The 16,330-nt window shown below is 59.3% G+C and carries 15 protein-coding genes; 10 read left to right on the top strand and 5 right to left on the bottom strand.

Features of this window, described 5'->3' with window-relative positions; genetic code table 11:
* The first annotated feature begins 46 nt into the window (after positions 1 to 46).
* Genes QXZ85_RS13420 through QXZ85_RS13405 form a run of 4 tightly spaced genes read left to right on the top strand, consistent with a single transcriptional unit; the run spans position 47 to position 3,560 of the window.
* Positions 47 to 862: an ABC transporter permease gene (locus QXZ85_RS13420; RefSeq protein ID WP_315704519.1), complete on the top strand. Its 816-nt coding sequence runs from the start codon at positions 47 to 49 to the stop codon at positions 860 to 862.
* A gap of 4 nt (positions 863 to 866) precedes the next feature.
* Complete coding sequence (locus tag QXZ85_RS13415; RefSeq protein ID WP_315704954.1) at positions 867 to 1,652, top strand: ABC transporter permease; 786 nt, start codon at positions 867 to 869, stop codon at positions 1,650 to 1,652.
* Positions 1,649 to 2,713: an ABC transporter ATP-binding protein gene (locus QXZ85_RS13410; protein ID WP_315704518.1), complete on the top strand. Its 1,065-nt coding sequence runs from the start codon at positions 1,649 to 1,651 to the stop codon at positions 2,711 to 2,713. Before QXZ85_RS13415 ends, QXZ85_RS13410 begins: the two co-directional genes overlap by 4 nt.
* 4 nt (positions 2,714 to 2,717) lie before the next feature.
* On the top strand, positions 2,718 to 3,560 hold the full coding sequence (locus QXZ85_RS13405; RefSeq protein ID WP_315704517.1) for a phosphodiesterase: 843 nt from the start codon (positions 2,718 to 2,720) through the stop codon (positions 3,558 to 3,560).
* 38 nt (positions 3,561 to 3,598) lie between these two features.
* On the opposite strand, the gene QXZ85_RS13400 is transcribed toward QXZ85_RS13405, so the two are convergent.
* Positions 3,599 to 4,327, bottom strand: a complete 729-nt coding sequence (locus tag QXZ85_RS13400) for a CBS domain-containing protein (protein WP_315704516.1) — start codon at positions 4,325 to 4,327, stop codon at positions 3,599 to 3,601.
* 164 nt (positions 4,328 to 4,491) lie between these two features.
* Between QXZ85_RS13400 and QXZ85_RS13395 the strand changes: the two genes are divergently transcribed.
* Together QXZ85_RS13395 and QXZ85_RS13390 are read left to right on the top strand one after the other, a co-directional pair.
* A complete protein-coding gene (locus tag QXZ85_RS13395; RefSeq protein WP_315704515.1) occupies positions 4,492 to 4,869 on the top strand; it encodes a hypothetical protein in 378 nt (125 codons plus the stop codon).
* Positions 4,870 to 5,004: 135 nt separating this feature from the next.
* Entirely contained in the window at positions 5,005 to 6,765 is a 1,761-nt protein-coding gene (locus QXZ85_RS13390; protein WP_315727974.1) for a PHA/PHB synthase family protein, read from the top strand.
* 27 nt (positions 6,766 to 6,792) lie between these two features.
* Here QXZ85_RS13390 and QXZ85_RS13385 read toward each other — a convergent pair whose 3' ends face one another.
* Together QXZ85_RS13385 and QXZ85_RS13380 are read right to left on the bottom strand one after the other, a co-directional pair.
* Positions 6,793 to 8,325, bottom strand: a complete 1,533-nt coding sequence (locus QXZ85_RS13385) for an AAA family ATPase (protein WP_316168578.1) — start codon at positions 8,323 to 8,325, stop codon at positions 6,793 to 6,795.
* A 4-nt stretch (positions 8,326 to 8,329) separates the two neighbouring features.
* The gene (locus QXZ85_RS13380) at positions 8,330 to 9,319 is read right to left on the bottom strand and encodes a zinc-dependent alcohol dehydrogenase family protein (protein WP_315704514.1); all 990 of its coding nucleotides are present in this window, start codon (positions 9,317 to 9,319) and stop codon (positions 8,330 to 8,332) included.
* A gap of 267 nt (positions 9,320 to 9,586) precedes the next feature.
* Between QXZ85_RS13380 and QXZ85_RS13375 the strand changes: the two genes are divergently transcribed.
* A complete protein-coding gene (locus tag QXZ85_RS13375; RefSeq protein WP_316174296.1) occupies positions 9,587 to 12,280 on the top strand; it encodes a bifunctional acetate--CoA ligase family protein/GNAT family N-acetyltransferase in 2,694 nt (897 codons plus the stop codon).
* A gap of 36 nt (positions 12,281 to 12,316) precedes the next feature.
* Here QXZ85_RS13375 and QXZ85_RS13370 read toward each other — a convergent pair whose 3' ends face one another.
* Positions 12,317 to 12,790, bottom strand: a complete 474-nt coding sequence (locus QXZ85_RS13370) for a phage holin family protein (RefSeq protein WP_315704512.1) — start codon at positions 12,788 to 12,790, stop codon at positions 12,317 to 12,319.
* Positions 12,791 to 13,066 carry a hypothetical protein gene (locus tag QXZ85_RS13365; protein WP_315704511.1) on the bottom strand — a complete coding sequence of 92 codons (276 nt, stop codon included), beginning with the start codon at positions 13,064 to 13,066 and terminating at the stop codon, positions 12,791 to 12,793.
* A 173-nt stretch (positions 13,067 to 13,239) separates the two neighbouring features.
* Between QXZ85_RS13365 and QXZ85_RS13360 the strand changes: the two genes are divergently transcribed.
* From QXZ85_RS13360 to QXZ85_RS13350, 3 genes are read left to right on the top strand one after another with little or no spacing between them, the layout of a single operon-like run.
* Entirely contained in the window at positions 13,240 to 14,376 is a 1,137-nt protein-coding gene (locus QXZ85_RS13360; RefSeq protein ID WP_315704510.1) for an ABC transporter permease, read from the top strand.
* Between the two features lie 2 nt (positions 14,377 to 14,378).
* Positions 14,379 to 15,158: an ABC transporter ATP-binding protein gene (locus QXZ85_RS13355; RefSeq protein ID WP_315704509.1), complete on the top strand. Its 780-nt coding sequence runs from the start codon at positions 14,379 to 14,381 to the stop codon at positions 15,156 to 15,158.
* A gap of 3 nt (positions 15,159 to 15,161) precedes the next feature.
* Positions 15,162 to 16,265 (top strand): ABC-type transport auxiliary lipoprotein family protein, encoded by a 1,104-nt coding sequence (locus tag QXZ85_RS13350; protein WP_315704508.1) that lies wholly within the window; start codon positions 15,162 to 15,164, stop codon positions 16,263 to 16,265.
* Positions 16,266 to 16,330 lie beyond the last annotated feature (65 nt).

Below are 16,330 nucleotides of genomic sequence, written 5' to 3'. Positions count from 1 at the left end.
AGAATCAGCTGCCCTAGTTTGAGCTCAATCAGGGCACCGTTGTCGCATGTCGCATCGATCCTTTGTTTGGCTTTGCTTGCTGCCGTTGAGTGTCTTGACGGCAGCTTTCTTTCTGTTGCCGATGGCGCAACTTCTCGTCACCGGGGCCGAAGGTCCAAACGGGCTGGCAGAATACTTCTCCATTTTGGCCGAACCGCGCTATCGCAGTACTCTCGTGAACACTCTGATACTTGCTGCGATCACCACGATGGTAACCTTGGCGGTGGCAACGATCGCCGGAATATTTCTGCAGCGGCATCGCTTTCCTGGCCGGTCCTTGTTGGTCGCCTTCTTGACCTTTCCGTTGGCGTTTCCTGGCGTTGTCGTCGGCTTTATGATCATCCTGCTTGCCGGCCGCCAAGGTGTAGTCGGCGATTTGTCGAGCCGCCTGATCGGAGACAAGCTCGTTTTCGCCTATTCGATCTACGGCCTGTTTTTAGGCTATCTCTATTTTTCGATTCCGCGGGTGATTCTAACGATCATGGCGGCCGTGCAAAAGCTCGATCCCGCTCTGGAAGAGGCGGCGCGGTCGCTCGGGGCAGGGCCGTGGGCCGTACAACGTGACGTCGTGCTGCCGGCTTTGATGCCGGCGCTGATCGCCTCGGGTGCTATCGCGTTTGCAACTGCCATGGGTGCATTCGGCACCGCCTTCACGCTTGCGACCAATATCGATGTGCTGCCGATGCTGATCTATACAGAGTTCACACTGGCCGGAAATCTGGCCACCTCAGCCGCGCTGTCAGTCGGATTGGGCGTGATTACTTGGCTGATCCTGGCGCTGGCCCGATCGTTCAGCGGCAATGCCGTTGCTGCCGCGGGTTGATGCCGTGCGGAATCGCGCCATCTTTGCTGCTCAGCTTCTCTTTACACTGCTCGTCGCGGCGTTTCTCGTTGTGCCAGCGTGTCTCTCGATTACTGCAGGCGTCACTAACAATTATTTCCGCGGCATTCGATCCGGCGTCACGCTGCAATGGGTTACCCAAGTGTGGGAGCTCTATGCGGGCACCATCCTGTTGTCGTTTGTCATCGCCTTCGGAACATTGGCCGCTACGCTGCTCGCTGGCGTTCCCGCCGCCTATGCGCTCTATGTTCGCGGCGGCCGGCTGTCGCGAGCGATCGAGGAGGTCATTACGCTTCCCGTGGCGATTCCAGGGCTTGCGCTCGCCCTGGCGCTTCTGCTGACCTATGGCGGCTTCGGCGACTTTCGTCGATCCTGGCTGTTCATTCTGGTGGGGCACGTCATCTTCACGATGCCGTTCATGGTTCGATCGGTGATGGCGATCTTCGCAACCGTCGATATCAAGACGCTCGACGAAGGTGCGGCGTCGCTCGGCGCGTCGCCGTGGCGACGTTTCTGCGATGTCATCGTCCCAAATGCGTCCCCTGGAATTCTGGCCGGTAGTTTGATGGTGGTGACGCTGTCCCTCGGCGAGTTCAATCTGACATGGATGCTGCACACGCCCTTGACCAAGACGCTGCCGATCGGGCTTGCGGACAGTTACGCCTCCATGCGGCTGGAAGTGGCTTCGGCCTATACATTGGTTTTCTTCATCATGATCATACCCCTCTTGGTTGCTATGCAATGGCTCGCTGAAAGAGGAGGGGCGCGGTGAATCCCGTCGTTGGACATGGCGTGTCGCTTCGGGTCGAGAGCTGCGCGAAGACCTACGCGGACGGAACTCGCGCGCTCGAGCCGACGTCGCTCGACATTGCAAGTGGTGAAACGCTCGTGCTGCTCGGGCCTTCGGGATGTGGCAAAACGACGTTGTTGCGCATCATCGCGGGGTTGGAAACTCCGGACCTCGGTGGACGCGTGCTGTTCGACGGCAAGGACCTGACAGGTCTGCCGATCGAGCGGCGCAACGTCGGCATGGTGTTTCAATCCTATGCGCTGTTCCCGAATATGACGGTCGCCGAAAATATCGGGTACGGTTTGAAGATTCGCGGTGTCGCGAAATCCGAACGGACTGCGCGTGTGGCCGAATTGATGGAATTGACCAACATCTCGGGCCTCGAAGATCGCCGGATCGAGCAGTTGTCCGGCGGTCAACGTCAGCGCGTCGCATTGGCACGTGCGGTCGCGATTCGGCCAAGCGTCCTGCTGCTCGACGAGCCCTTGACGGCTCTGGATGCGGCGCTGCGCGAGCGTCTGCGAAGCGAGCTCAATCGATTGCTCCGGACCCTTGGCATCACCGCGATCTACGTCACACATGATCAAGCCGAAGCCATGGAGCTCGGCGATCGCGTGGTGGTGATGCGCAAGGGCGCCATTGCCCAGGTCGGATCGCCGCGCGAGATCTATTTTACCCCGGCGGATCGCTTCGTTGCCGAATTCGTCGGAGCGGCGAACATTGTCGAAGCTCCCATTGAAGGTGGAAAACTGATTCTCCGTGGCGGTCGGCAGCCGGTCAAGGGAGCAGATGATATGGCTGTAGCCATTGCGATGGTACGTCCGGAAGCCATCGGCATCGTGGCGCCGGGAGCTGCGGCCCTGAATGGAATGATCGAGAGCGTTCGTTTTACGGGAGACCGGCAGCGGATCGTCGTTTGCGATGTCACGGACAAGCCTCTCGTGGTCGATGCCCCTAATACAGTCCAGGTTAGCGTTGGAGAACGGATCGGGATTGCAGTTGCGCCCGACGCCATACGTTTGCTGCCTTTAGACCAGCGGTGACCAGATGTCAGATCGACCGGTCTTGATTGCCCAGATCTCCGACCTGCATATCAAGTCGCCTGGGCGGCTCGCCTACCGGCGCGTTGATACGTCCGCAGCGCTCGTGCGCTGCATCGCGGCGCTTAATCGCTTCGAGCCCAGGATTGATCTCGTGGTCATTTCTGGCGATCTCGCCGACACTCCGACAGAGCAGGAGTATCAGCATCTCGCCCTCTTGCTCGCGAAACTGGAGATTCCGTTCGTAGCCGTTCCGGGTAACCACGATTCTCGGGAACTCATGCGATCCGTATTCCCGGATCGTTCATATGCATTCCCCTCCGGGCCGCTCAATCAGCGCTATGACGTAGAGGGCTTGGACATCATTTTGCTGGATTCGAGCGTGCCAGGCCATCCACACGGCGAACTCGATAGCCAGACCTGCGACTGGCTCGAGGCGATGCTATTGACTTCGACGGAGCGTCCCGCTCTCGCATTTCTGCACCATCCTCCGTTCGCGACCGGGATCTGGCATATGGATCGGCAGAATCTGCGCAATCCGGCGGATCTTGCATCCATCGTAAGACGTCAACAACGTCTGCAGCGAATTGGATGCGGTCACGTTCATCGGTCAACACTGACGACGTTTGCCGGCGTTGCCTGTACGATCTGCCCAGCGCCAAACCATGCAGTCGATCTCGACGTGGCAGAGCTTCGTGCCCCGTCATTCAAGATCGAGCCGCCGGCCTTCCATCTTCATATCTGGCAACCCGGGGAGGGCTTTGGGGGCACCGTGACCCATCATGTTCCGATCGGGGAGTTCGATGGACCCCATCCATTCTTCGGGCCTGATGGCAAGTTGATCGACTAATCTCCGGTATTTTAATACGCCGGATCTCATTGACGTCGCTAGCTGGCCTTCGCCATCTCGTCGTCCTCCGGTGAATTCAGGTACATGCCGGACATGGTATCGACCCAGCAGAGGTGGTCGTGAACCTTCTTGACGCCGTCGACGTTTTCCGCCGCGACCATCGCTGCTTGGCGTGAGCGCTCCTCGGTGATGACACCACTGAGATGCACGATGCCGTCCTTGACGATCACGCTCAGGCCGAACGGGCACCAATCGTTCTTCTCTAGAGTGTCGATTACTCGGTTGCGAATGTGATCATCATCGGCGGTCGGGTCCGGCACCTGGCGAGCTAATGAGGCAACTGCCTGAAGCAGGTTTGCGCGGGAAACGATGCCGACGACCAAGTCTCCCCGCGTCACGGGCAAGCGCTTGACGTGGTTCTTTTCCATGATGTCCACGATCTCGGCCAGCGCCGTATCCTCCGTGATGGTCAAAGGCGTCTTGGTCATGACTTCCGATACCTTTCGACCGTGCTCATGAACAAAGTCAGCGGCGGACTTGCCCGGGCCGAGGATGAATCGAAGCCACCGGCCGCGCTTGCGTCCCGTGCCAATTTCACTGCGGCGGATGAAGTCCCCTTCCGAGACCACGCCGACGAGCTTGCCACCGCCGTCGACCACGGGCAGGCCGCTGACGTGCCGCTGCAACATGACATTTGCAGCTTCTACGATTGAGGTCTCGGGTGTAACGGTAATGACGGGGCGGGTCATAATCTGATGGGCGCGCATGGAAAGCTCCGACGTTCGAACCTTTTTTGAAGGGTAGCCCGCCCGCGTTGATGCCGCTTGATGCAGGTCAATCGTCGGCCGGAAGCGCGCTTGACGCAGCGCAATGTGGCTTCCCCCGCGTCCTGATAGACATTAGGCCCCAGCCGGGGAGGTGGAGGTTTCTAATGCCTGAGCTTTCCGAGACTCGTGCCGCCGGCAGTGATCCGGTGGCGGTCGATATTTCAGAACGCGTTGCAAGCTCCAATAGACAAATGTTGGACGTGTTCTTTGGCGTCCAACGCATTGTGCTGGAAGAACTTGTTTTCGCCGGCAACGAGCTATTGGACCGGACACGCACCGAAACCCACCTGTTTATGGAGTTCATTTCAAAGACTGCCGGCGCACACTCCGTGAACGGCATTCAGACGATGCTGCAAGAGTGCGGTCAGCATCAGATCGAATTCCTACGGCGCGATTGCGAGCGACTTTTCAGACATGGTCAGCGAATGATTGATGCAAGCCTCAAGTTAGCGGCCGTGCGGGGACAGGCAGGACAGAATTGAACCGCTAGTGTGCCCATTCAACCAGAATTGAAGGAAAAGACGCTCGTGCAGCCGCCAGTCGTCTCGCTCCAAGCCGGTGCAGCCGCTTTACCTTCACCTCATCCCACAGAGTTCGTCAGCCCAAACGAGCCGGCGTTGGCCGAAGCTCAGCCGCGCGATCTTGATTCAAACGCGTCCGGCCATGAAGACCACGAATTGGACAAGGCGTTCAGTGCGACACTTGCGCGCCTGACGAACGGTATTTCGCCGGTCGCGCTATCGATGGCGTATCTCGATTGGGCTTCCCATCTCGCCGCAGCGCCCCAGCGTCAAATCGAAAACGTTCGTGATGCCATGCGTTCCAGCAACAAGCTGCTTCAGCGAGCACTCCATTATGCCGCTCCCGAGCGGAGACCCTGGGATTTGGTTAGGCCCAAGCCGACCGACCACAGGTTCATGAAGCCTGAATGGGAAACGGAACCATTCAATTTGCTCGCCCAAGCCTTCTTGCTGGGCGAGCAGTGGTGGCATAACGCGACAACGGGCGTTCGGGGTGTCGCGGCCGCGAACGAAGCGGTTGTCGAGTTTTCGGTGCGGCAGGTCCTTGACATGTTCGCCCCGTCTAACTTCCCATGGAGCAATCCCGAAGTCCTGCAGAAAGCGTTTCAGACCGGCGGTGAGAATTTCGTTTTTGGCTGGCAGAACTGGTGCAGTGACCTGCTGCAGCTGTTGGCCTCAAGTGCGCCGGGGACGGGAGAGCCGGAGTTCGTCGTCGGCAAGACCGTCGCAGTCTCGCCGGGCAAGGTAATCTATCGGAACGAACTGATCGAGCTCATTCAATACAGTCCGACGACCGAACAGGTGCGGCCAGAGCCGATCCTGATCGTGCCGGCGTGGATCATGAAATATTACATCCTCGACCTGTCGCCTCATAACTCGCTTGTGAAATATCTCACTGGGCAAGGTTTCACGGTGTTCATGATCTCCTGGCGTAATCCCGGTGCCGGGGATCGTGATATCGCTTTCGATGATTATAGGACACTTGGCGTCAAGGCGGCGCTTGACATGATCGGGCTTATCCTGCCCAGACGACGCGTCCACGCGCTAGGCTACTGCTTGGGCGGCACTTTGCTGGCGATCACGAGTGCCGCGATGGCGCGTGACGGTGACAATCGGCTCAGATCGATCACGCTCTTGGCTGCACAAACGGACTTTACCGAAGCCGGCGAGCTCACGCTGTTCATCAATGAAAGTCAGGTTGCCTTCTTGGAAGACATGATGTGGGAGCGCGGCTATCTGGACACTACACAAATGGCGGGCGCGTTCCAACTGCTTCGCTCCAACGATCTGGTCTGGTCGCGGGTGTCGCGAGATTATCTGATGGGCGAGCGGGTGCATCCGAGCGATCTCATGGCCTGGAATGCAGACGCGACCCGGCTGCCATACCGGATGCACTCGGAGTATCTGCGGAATTTGTTCCTGCACAACGATCTCGCCGAAGGTCGTTATGCGGTGGATGGTCGGCCGATCGCGCTGTCCGACATTCACACGCCGATGTTCGTGGTAGGGACCATCCGTGATCACGTGGCGCCGTGGAGGTCCGCCTACAAGATCCACTATGAGGTGGATGCGGACGTGACATTCATATTGACAAGCGGTGGGCACAACGCCGGTATTGTCGCGCCGCCGAGCGAATCCGGCCACTTCTATCAAGTAAGGACCAAGCTGGCGGACGCACCTTATCTCGGTCCGGATGAATGGCAGCGGACGACGCCTCGTGTCGAGGGAGCTTGGTGGCCCGAGTGGATCGGCTGGCTTAATGCCCGATCGGGCCAGCCTTGCGATCCGCCCTCCATGGGCGTCGCCGGTGTATCGGACGATTTACCCGAGGCACCGGGAGATTACGTACATACGTGACGAAGTCGCGCAAGCGGAGCGGCGTTGCTATCGTGGAAGCTGAGCTCGACACTGCGCAAGTGTCGTCTCCGCTGTTCCGGACGCATCGATGATCGGCCAATCAAGGGGGCCGACATCGTATTGTTCCTGCAGTTCGGCGATCTTCGGCGTCGCATCGGAGGCGTCGGCCCGACGCGCGCCGATGCGTGCCTGGCGCACCGCCAAATCCGCCACCAGAAAAAATCCGGAAAATGCAATCTTCATTTGCCGGGCCAAACCGGCCACCGATGTCCGTTCGTCCTCTCGAGCAAAGACCGCATCGACCACAACGGAAAAGCCCTGTGCCAGGACGCGGCCGGCGCGCTCTGTGAGAAGATCATAGACTCTCCGACTCGTGTCTGCTGAGTATGCCTCGGGCGGCAGACGATCCGTCTCGCGTGCACCGAATAGCTGCTTGCGAAGGACGTCAGTACGTAACACGATAGCACCTGGTGGGGGTGTAAGGGAGGGAGCAATTGCGCGCGCCAAGACGGACTTGCCAGTCCCTGAGAGCCCCCCAACAGCGATGAGAGCCGGGGCGGCCGGATGGATCAGACGCCGCGCGAGTTGGAAATAGCGCGTTGCTGCCTCGAGAATGCCGGCGTGGTCGGAGCCGGCTCGATCGAGCCGCGCGAGCAGAACCTCAGCTCGGATGGCCGACCGCATCGACATGAACAGCGGGAGCGCGGCGAGGCCGTCGAGATGATCGATTGGCGTGACCGCGAGATAACGATTGAGCAGGTGATTGGCGGCGGCCCGCTGATCGTACTGGACCAGGTCCATCAACGGAAAAGCAAGATCGTAGAGAACATCGATGGAGGCGATCCGCTCGTCAAATTCGATTGCGTCGAACAGGACAGGTTTATCTCCGACCAGGACGATGTTGGCCAAGTGAAGGTCGCCATGGCAGCGCCGGACGTAGCCCCGCCGGCCGCGATCTTCCAGCATGGGCTTCAGATGAGTGAATGTCGACTGTGACATCTCGGTCAGTTCGTCGATCTCGCTCGATGCGAACCAAGGAACGGCCTTAAATGCTTCGACATACGCTTGGATGATCGTTGGAATCGAAGCGATCCACGGTTCGGCGGGTCGCGGGACGGCTACGTCGTGCGACGCCGCGATCGCCTCGGCCGTGCGCTCGGCGAGCACAGAACTCACCTCTCCCTGCGCGGCGAGGTGGTCAAAAGTACAGTTTTCGTCGAAGCGAGTCATTTCCACGGCATATTCGACGGGCGTTCCGGGCCCACCGATCGAAAGCGAACCGTTCTCCGCCCGCATGATGCCGACCACGCGGCGATAAATCTCCGGAGCAAAGGGCTTGTTGATGCGAAGTTCGTCCTCACACGCGGCCTTACGTTTTTCCAAAGTGGAATAATCAAGAAATGGAAACCAAACGGCGCGTTTGATTTTGAGGGCGCGATCACCTTCCAGGAACACCGAAGCCGCATGTGTGTCGATACGATGGACATGGGGATGCCGTGCTGGATCGCCAAGAAAGGCTAGCACGGCCTCTTGCAACGCATTCGGAGATGACGACGGCATCATGCTATTCGTCCGGTACAAGAACGGCGGCACCCAGGATTTCACCGCGCTTCAACTTGGCTAGCACCTCATTTGCTTCCACGAGCGGATAGGGCGTGGTGTGGGTACGGACGCGAGCTTGGAAGGCTACTTTCAGGAAATCCAAACCGTCGTGGCGAGTCAGGTTGGCCACAGAGACGAGCTGTCGTTCTCCCCACAACAGCCGATAGGGGAAGCTGGGCAGGTCACTCATGTGGATGCCTGCACAAACCACGCGACCTCCCTTCCGGACCGCGCGCAGCGCGAGGGGAACCAGCTCTCCGGCAGGCGCATAGATAATGGCGGCGTCCAGTGGCTCATCCGGAAGTTCACCCGATGCGCCCGCCCATGTGGCGCCAAGCTCAAGGGCGAGATTCTGGGCGGCTTCGTCGCCCTTGCGGGTGAAGGCGTAGATTTGGCGGCCTTGCCAGCGCGCCACCTGAGTGACGATGTGGCCAGCCGCACCAAAGCCATAGATGCCAAGGCGATCCGCCTTGCCCGCCATCACGAGTGAGCGCCACCCGATCAGCCCGGCGCATAAAAGCGGAGCGATTGCGACATCGTTGTCGCCTTCGCCAAGCGGGAACGCGTAGCGCGCATCTGCAATCGTATGAGTGGCAAAGCCGCCGTCGCGCGTATAGCCGGTGAACAACGGACGATCACAGAGGTTTTCCATGCCGTCCCTGCAGAAACGGCAAACCCCGCACGTATGTCCCAGCCAGGGGACGCCAACTCGCTCGCCGAGCCGATGCGTCGTCACGCCTGGCCCGATCAGATCGACGCGTCCGACGATTTCATGCCCCAGCACGATCGGATATCTAATGTTGGGCAGTTCGTTATCCAACACATGCAAGTCGGTCCGACATACCCCACAGGCGTTGACCCTCACGCGGATCTCACCTGGGGCGGGGGTGGGATCTGCTCGATCCTCGAGTTGAAGAGGGCCGCCCTCTCTTCGTAGCACCATGGCACGCATGGATCGACCTCCAGGTGACTGGGATCCTCCAGTAGAATGACGGCCGCAATCTGCCTTTGACATCTGTCAAGGTACTAGGCGGAACCATGTCGATGATGACATGATGGCTCAAGGCGCCGCCAAACGGCTCGCGGCATTATGCATCGTTCACAAGCCCGAACACCATGCTGGATTATGATGTCGAGCCGGGAGGTGAACGGTTCGGGTTGTGAGTCGTTTCAAGAGCCAACACCAAACCCGCTTGGTTAATTGTCGGATGCTTCGCTCATGTCGACCTATCGCCTCAAAAATGTGCTGTCGCCGCGTTCGATCGCGTTGATTGGTGCAAGTCCGCGCCGAAATTCCGTCGGGCGAGCTATCCTCGAAAACATCAGGAAGTCCGGGTTCAAAGGCAACCTCGGGCTGGTCAATCCGCGTTATGGCGAAATCGCGGGCGTTACCGCGGCGCGGAGTCTCGATCAATTGGCGTTCGTTCCGGAATTGATCGTCATTACCGCACCTCGCGCATTTGTTTCAGAGTTGATCGACCAGGCAGGGGGGCTGGGAACTGCCGGAGCGCTGATCATCACTTCCGGACTCGGGCATGGTCCGGGTTCTTTGGCCGAGCAGGCGGAACGAGCCGCTCAAAAGCACGGCATGCGTCTTGTTGGGCCCAATTGCATGGGCATCATGATGCCGGACGTCGGCCTGAATGCAAGTTTCGCGGCGCACATGCCCTGCGCCGGCAGCCTCGCCCTGATATCACAATCGGGGGCGATTGCCGCGGGGATGGTGGATTGGGCGGCCCAGCGCGATGTCGGCTTTTCTGGCATCGTCTCGATCGGTGATCAACTCGATGTCGATGTCGCCGACTTGCTGGATTATTTCGCATTGGACGGCAAGACCCGCGCGATCCTGCTCTACATCGAATCCATCAACGACGCTCGGAAGTTCATGTCCGCGGCGCGGGCCGCCGCGAGGATCAAGCCGGTCGTGGTCGTCAAATCGGGCCGGGGCGTGCCGGGGGCGATGGCTGCCGCGACCCATACCGGTGCGCTTGCGGGGACGGATGCCGTTTATGATGCGGCCTTCCGACGGGCTGGCATTTTGCGCGTTTCCGACTTGCGCGAATTGTTCGATTGCGCGGAGACGTTGGGACGAGTCGAATCGCCGACGGGAAAGCGTCTCGCCATCCTTACCAACGGAGGAGGAATCGGGGTGCTTGCCGTCGATCGCCTTGTCGAACTCGGAGGAATTGCCGCAGTCGTTTCGTCTGAGAGCCTCGGGAAGCTCAATGCCGTGCTGCCGCCGACCTGGTCTGGATCGAATCCGGTCGACATCGTCGGTGACGCGGATGCTGCCCGTTACACTGCCGCTCTCGAGGTGTTGTTAGCCGATCAGAACAATGACGCTGTACTGGTCATGAATGTTCAGACTGCGATCGCGTCTGCCGAACAGATCGCGGTGACGATCACTGAATTGGTGAGCGGATACCGTAAGCAGCACCGACGCTGGGCGAAGCCGGTTCTCGCTGCCTGGATCGGCGCGGACCAGGCCATCGTGGAAACCCTGAGCAGCGCGTCGATCCCAAATTACCCGACGGAAGACGATGCCGTTCGTGGCTTCATGCATCTGGTTCGTCACCGGGAAGTCGTGGAGGCGCTCGCGGCGGTGCCTCCGGCTATGCCGGACTCCTTTGTCCCGGATATCGAGACCGCTCGCAGCATTATCTCCGCGGCATTGGCCGACGGAAGGACTTGGCTTGATCCGGTCGAAATCAAGCGGCTGCTCGGTGCCTACGACATTCCGATGGTCCAAACGTTCGCCGCGGCCGATGTTGATGCTGCGGTCGACTATGCGACGGAGTTATTTAGTCAAGGCGCGACAGTGGTATTGAAGGTCCTCTCTCGTGATATCGTGCACAAGTCCGATGTCGGCGGCGTGGTGCTCAATTTGACGACGCCGCAGGCGGTCCGCACGGCTGCGCTCGACATCATGGAGCGAGCCAAGAAGCTTCGCCCGGATGCGCGGATTTCGGGTGTGATCGTGCAGGCTATGGTGGTGCGCGCCAAGGCCCGTGAGCTGATCATGGGGCTTGCCGACGATCCCACCTTCGGCACGGTCGTTGTGTTTGGCCGTGGTGGAACCGCGGTCGAGATCATCAACGACAAGGCGTTGGCTTTGCCGCCGCTGGACCTGCACTTGGCGCGCGATCTGATCGAGCGTACCCGGGTCTCTCGGTTGCTGCGCAGCTATCGGGATGTTCCCGCGGTCAAGCCGGACGCGGTCGCATTGCTCTTGGTCAAGCTGGCTCAGCTGGCGGCCGATCTCCCGGACGTCCGCGAACTCGACATCAATCCGTTGTTGGCCGACGAGAGTGGTGTGTTGGCGGTCGATGCACGCGTAGTGATCGGCAAGGTGCAGCCGAAGTTCAAGGGATCTGGTCCATCGAATTTCGCTGTTCGGGCCTATCCGACCCAGTGGGAGCGTCACCTTCAGATCAAGGACGGCTGGCGGATTTTTGCTCGTCCCATTCGTCCGGAAGATGAGCCGCTGATCCACGAATTTCTGAAACACGTGACCGGTGAAGATCTGCGGTTGCGTTTCTTCGCCCCGATGAAGGAGTTCACCCACGAATTCATCGCGAGATTGACGCAGCTGGACTATGCCCGAGCGATGGCGTTCGTTGCCTTCGACGAAGCCACCCACGAATTGGTTGGGGTTGTGCGCATTCACTCCGACTCGATCTATGAGAGCGGTGAGTATGCGATCTTGCTTCGCTCGGATTTGAAGGGGAAAGGGCTCGGCTGGGCCCTGATGCAGCTGATCATCGAGTATGCAAAATCGGAAGGGCTCAAGATGATTTCGGGCGACGTGCTGCAGGAAAACATCATCATGCTCGATATGTGCCGTCAGCTCGGGTTCGAGGTGAAGCCGGATCCCATGGAGCACGATCTCTGTAACGTACGACTAAGGTTGTGACGTGATCTTCGCATGTCGTTTGGACGGGACGGGCAATCAGGGGTGGCTAGCGCCGCTGGAAGAGTGGCCTCTCAAAGTTCTTATGATGATGCCGATCAGCGGCACGAGCAGATGCGGTACAAGGACGTCCAAAGGATTGTTCAAGGCGCCAGCGACGTTGGACTGAAACGCTCGTGCCTCGAATTGTAACGCTTCGATCGAAGCTCCGTGAATTTCGTTGGCAAGCTCAAGCTCGCGTCCCGAAGGCGAGCGGGCGGCGAACGCAAGTAGGATTACCGCAATAGCGACGTCGATGGCACCTAAGACGGCAGCCGCTGTGATGGCAGACCAGATCTGGATCAGCCAGAAATACGCTGCTAGCTCGAACATCAGAAGCCCGAATACCGCAAGGAGAGCGGCAAGTGCTCGCAAGCCGAAGCCCCAGAGCAGGTGACGAAGGCGGATATCGGCGATGATCCTGTCCGTCCGCCAGAGGACGCGCAAATGATTGACGACGTTGTCCGTGTTCACCTAACTTCTCCTGAATAGCAGGCCAATGACCACGCCGAGTGCGAGAGCGGAGCCAAGTGATGCGATCGGATGTTGACTGACGAGCTTTTCGAGCTGAGCTTCCTCCTGCTCCAGTGCGTCGCTCAGCTCTTGGAATGTAGACTTCATCTGGGCGGCCACCGATCTCACCTCTTCGTCTGACTTTTCGCGAAGGGATGCTCCCCTTTTTGACAAGGCGTCAGCGAGGTCTTTCTTGAGGGCTTGCAGCTCATCTTTGATTGCGCTCGCATCGAACATTGGTCGCCGATCCCATTGCACCTGCTAATGCTAGGAGGTGTTGCGGTGCAGGGATTGATCTGGCTCAATCAGCGTCACTGGCAAGGCGGTTTGAGCTAGGTCAATTTTGGTGTTCGAAGGCACCTTAGGAAGGAAGAGGTCTCGCGGGCCTCAGGCGAGGGAAGGACATCGTTTTGGGTACCCAACCAGTATTGACGGCTGAGGCCGCAGGAAGCTTGCTCGAGCTTCGTCCGAGCGGCGCATGGACCGCCGCAAATGTCTCCGTGCTTGAACGCCTGACGAATTCGGTCGCGGCCGACACCGATCGTCCTGTGGCGGTCAAGATGGACCTGAAAGGCGTAAGCGAACTCGATACGCTCGGCGCTTGGCTCTTAGAGAAGCTGTCGCGGCGGCTCGGTTCAGTTGGACGCGGCGTCGAGATGGTAGGGATTGCCGACAATTACGTTGGCTTGATCGAGGAGGTCCGGCGGGTCAACCGGGAGCCCGTTGTGAGCCCGCCCAAGGCATCTCCTATAGCGGCCAAGCTTGATGATCTGGGGCGATCCAGCATCGGGGCGGTCAGCGAGTTTGCTGTGTTTCTCGAGATGCTGGGATCGCTGTTCCTGGCGACGGCGAACGTGCTGCGTCGTCCGCGCTCGCTGCGACTGACGTCGCTTGTGTATCAAATGTACCGGATCGGCTGGCAGGCGATCCCGATCATCATGCTGATCACATTTCTGATCGGCGCGATCATCGCCCAGCAGGGAATCTTCCATTTTCGCCGCTTCGGTGCCGAGTCCTATGTCGTCGACATGGTGGGGATTCTGGTTCTGCGAGAACTCGGGGTTCTAATCGTGGCGATCATGGTGGCAGGGCGCTCCGGCAGCGCTTACACGGCCGAGCTCGGCTCGATGAAGATGCGTGAGGAGATCGATGCATTGCTGACGATGGGCCTTGACCCTATCGAGGTGCTGATCCTGCCTCGTGTGGTCGCTTTGATCCTGACCCTTCCGATACTGACCTTCATCGGATCTATGGCAGCGCTTTACGGTGGAGGTCTTGTGGCGCAGTTCTATGGTGGCATGGCGCCGGCTATCTACATTGCCAGGCTTCATGATGCGATCTCTCTCACGCATTTCGAGGTCGGCATGTACAAGGCGCCGTTCATGGCTCTTGTCATCGGCATCGTTGCATGCAGCGAGGGGTTGCGCGTCAAGGGCAGTGCCGAATCGCTCGGTCTGCAGACTACGACCTCGGTCGTAAAGTCGATCTTCTTGGTGATCGTGCTCGATGGCCTGTTTGCGGTCTTCTTCGCGTCCATCGGGATGTAGCCATGGAGCAGAGTGCAGTAGCCGTCGCCATTCACGTCAGCGATCTAGTGGTCGGCTTCGGACGGCAGATCGTTCTCGACCATCTTTCACTCGATGTGCGTAAGGGGGAAATCCTCGGTCTGGTCGGTGCGTCGGGCGGAGGCAAATCGGTGTTGATGCGTACGATCATCGGTCTGATCCCACGCCGAAGCGGAACGATCGAAGTGATGGGAATCCCTGTCGGCGCTGCTGCGCGGCAGAACAGGGAAGATGTTGCGGGACGTTGGGGCATTCTCTTTCAGCAGGGAGCGTTGTTTTCATCGCTCACCGTCAGGCAAAATATCCAATTCCCGCTGCGGGAAAGTCTTCAAATGTCGCAGTCATTGATGGATGAGATCGCAACGGCGAAGCTCGAGATGGTTGGCCTGACCCCGGAGGACGGCGAAAAATTTCCAGCTGAACTCTCGGGCGGTATGACCAAGCGTGTTGCACTGGCGCGCGCGCTCGCCCTCGATCCCGCAATCGTGTTCCTTGATGAGCCGACATCGGGCCTCGATCCTATTTCGGCGGGCGATTTTGATGCGCTGATAAAGACGCTGCAGAAAACTCTGGGATTGACGGTTTTCATGGTCACCCATGATCTTGCGAGCCTGAACGTCGTCTGCGATCGAGTCGCGGCGCTTGCGGATGGCAAAATCGTTGCGGTCGGGCCGATGCGCGAGCTGTTGCTTTCAGAGCATCCCTGGGTGAAGGCCTATTTTCACGGCAAGCGTTCCCAGATGCTGCAACCGAAAGTGAGTTGAGAGATGGAAACCCGCGCTCCCTTTGCCGTGATTGGCGCTTTCGTTCTTGCCGCTATTGTCGCCGTTTTTGGCTTCGTCTATTGGCTCAACAACACCGGCGGACTGGGGCCTCGGACCAGCTATCATGTGCAATTCGAGGGCTCGGTCCCAGGATTGCTCGTCGGTGCCGCCGTTCTCTTCAATGGGATCCGCGTCGGAGAGGTTACCCAGTTGGGGCTCGCACCGGAGGACCCACGCCGTGTCAACGCCACGATCTCTGTAGCTTCTGCGACGCCGGTCCGGGCGGACACCAAAGTCGGTCTCGAATTCCAGGGCTTGACAGGCGTTCCGGTGATCGCCCTGGAGGGCGGTACGCTCGTAACGGTGTCCGGTCCAATCCCGACCTTGATCGCAGAGCCAGGAGCTGGCCAGAGTATGACGCAGGCTGCGAGGGATGCGTTGCGCCGGGTCGACGCCGTGCTCGCTGAAAATGCCGGACCGTTGAAGGACACCATCGGGAATTTCAAAACGTTCTCGGATGGGCTGGCGCGCAATACCGGGAAACTCGATGGTATCGTCGCCGGGCTTGAGAAGCTGACCGGAGGTGGCACACCAGCCCAGAAGGTGACCTATGATCTGCAGGCGCCGAGTGATCTTGGGCGTCCTACCAAGATATGGAAAGGCCAGCTGGCGATCCCGGAACCCACGGCCGTTGCCATGCTGCAGACGCAGCGCATGCTGTTCTTCCCGGCTAAAGATTATCCGGCCTTTGCCGAGTTTCTCTGGGCTGACAGCATTCCAAAGCTGTTGCAGGCACGGCTGATCGATAGTTTTGAGAACTTCGACGTCGCGCACGCGCCGCTCCGGAGTACCGACGTCGGCCAGCCGGATTATCAGCTCTTGATTGATGTCCGACGCTTCCGGATCTCGACCGAGCTCGAGCCCGTCGCCGAAATCGGCGTATCCGCACGACTGGTCGACAAGAATGGAAAGGTGATCGCTTCGCGGTTGTTCGAGCAAAGCCAAAAAGTCGGCGAGCTCGATCCGGCGGCGGCCGTTTCCGGCTTTGACGGCGCGTTTGGCCGTCTCGCCAAGGATGTTATCGCGTGGACGACACAGGCGCTTTAGACCGGACTTGCTCGGGGGCTAGCGCTTTGCTTCCGAAGCCCGCATCATGAGACGGCAGCGAGGGC

Origin of the sequence: Bradyrhizobium sp. SZCCHNGR1005 (assembly GCF_032489995.1) — a bacterium.
Taxonomy (GTDB): domain Bacteria; phylum Pseudomonadota; class Alphaproteobacteria; order Rhizobiales; family Xanthobacteraceae; genus Bradyrhizobium.
The sequence above is the reverse complement of the archived record's forward strand: the minus strand, read 5'-3'. Positions and strand labels throughout refer to the sequence as shown.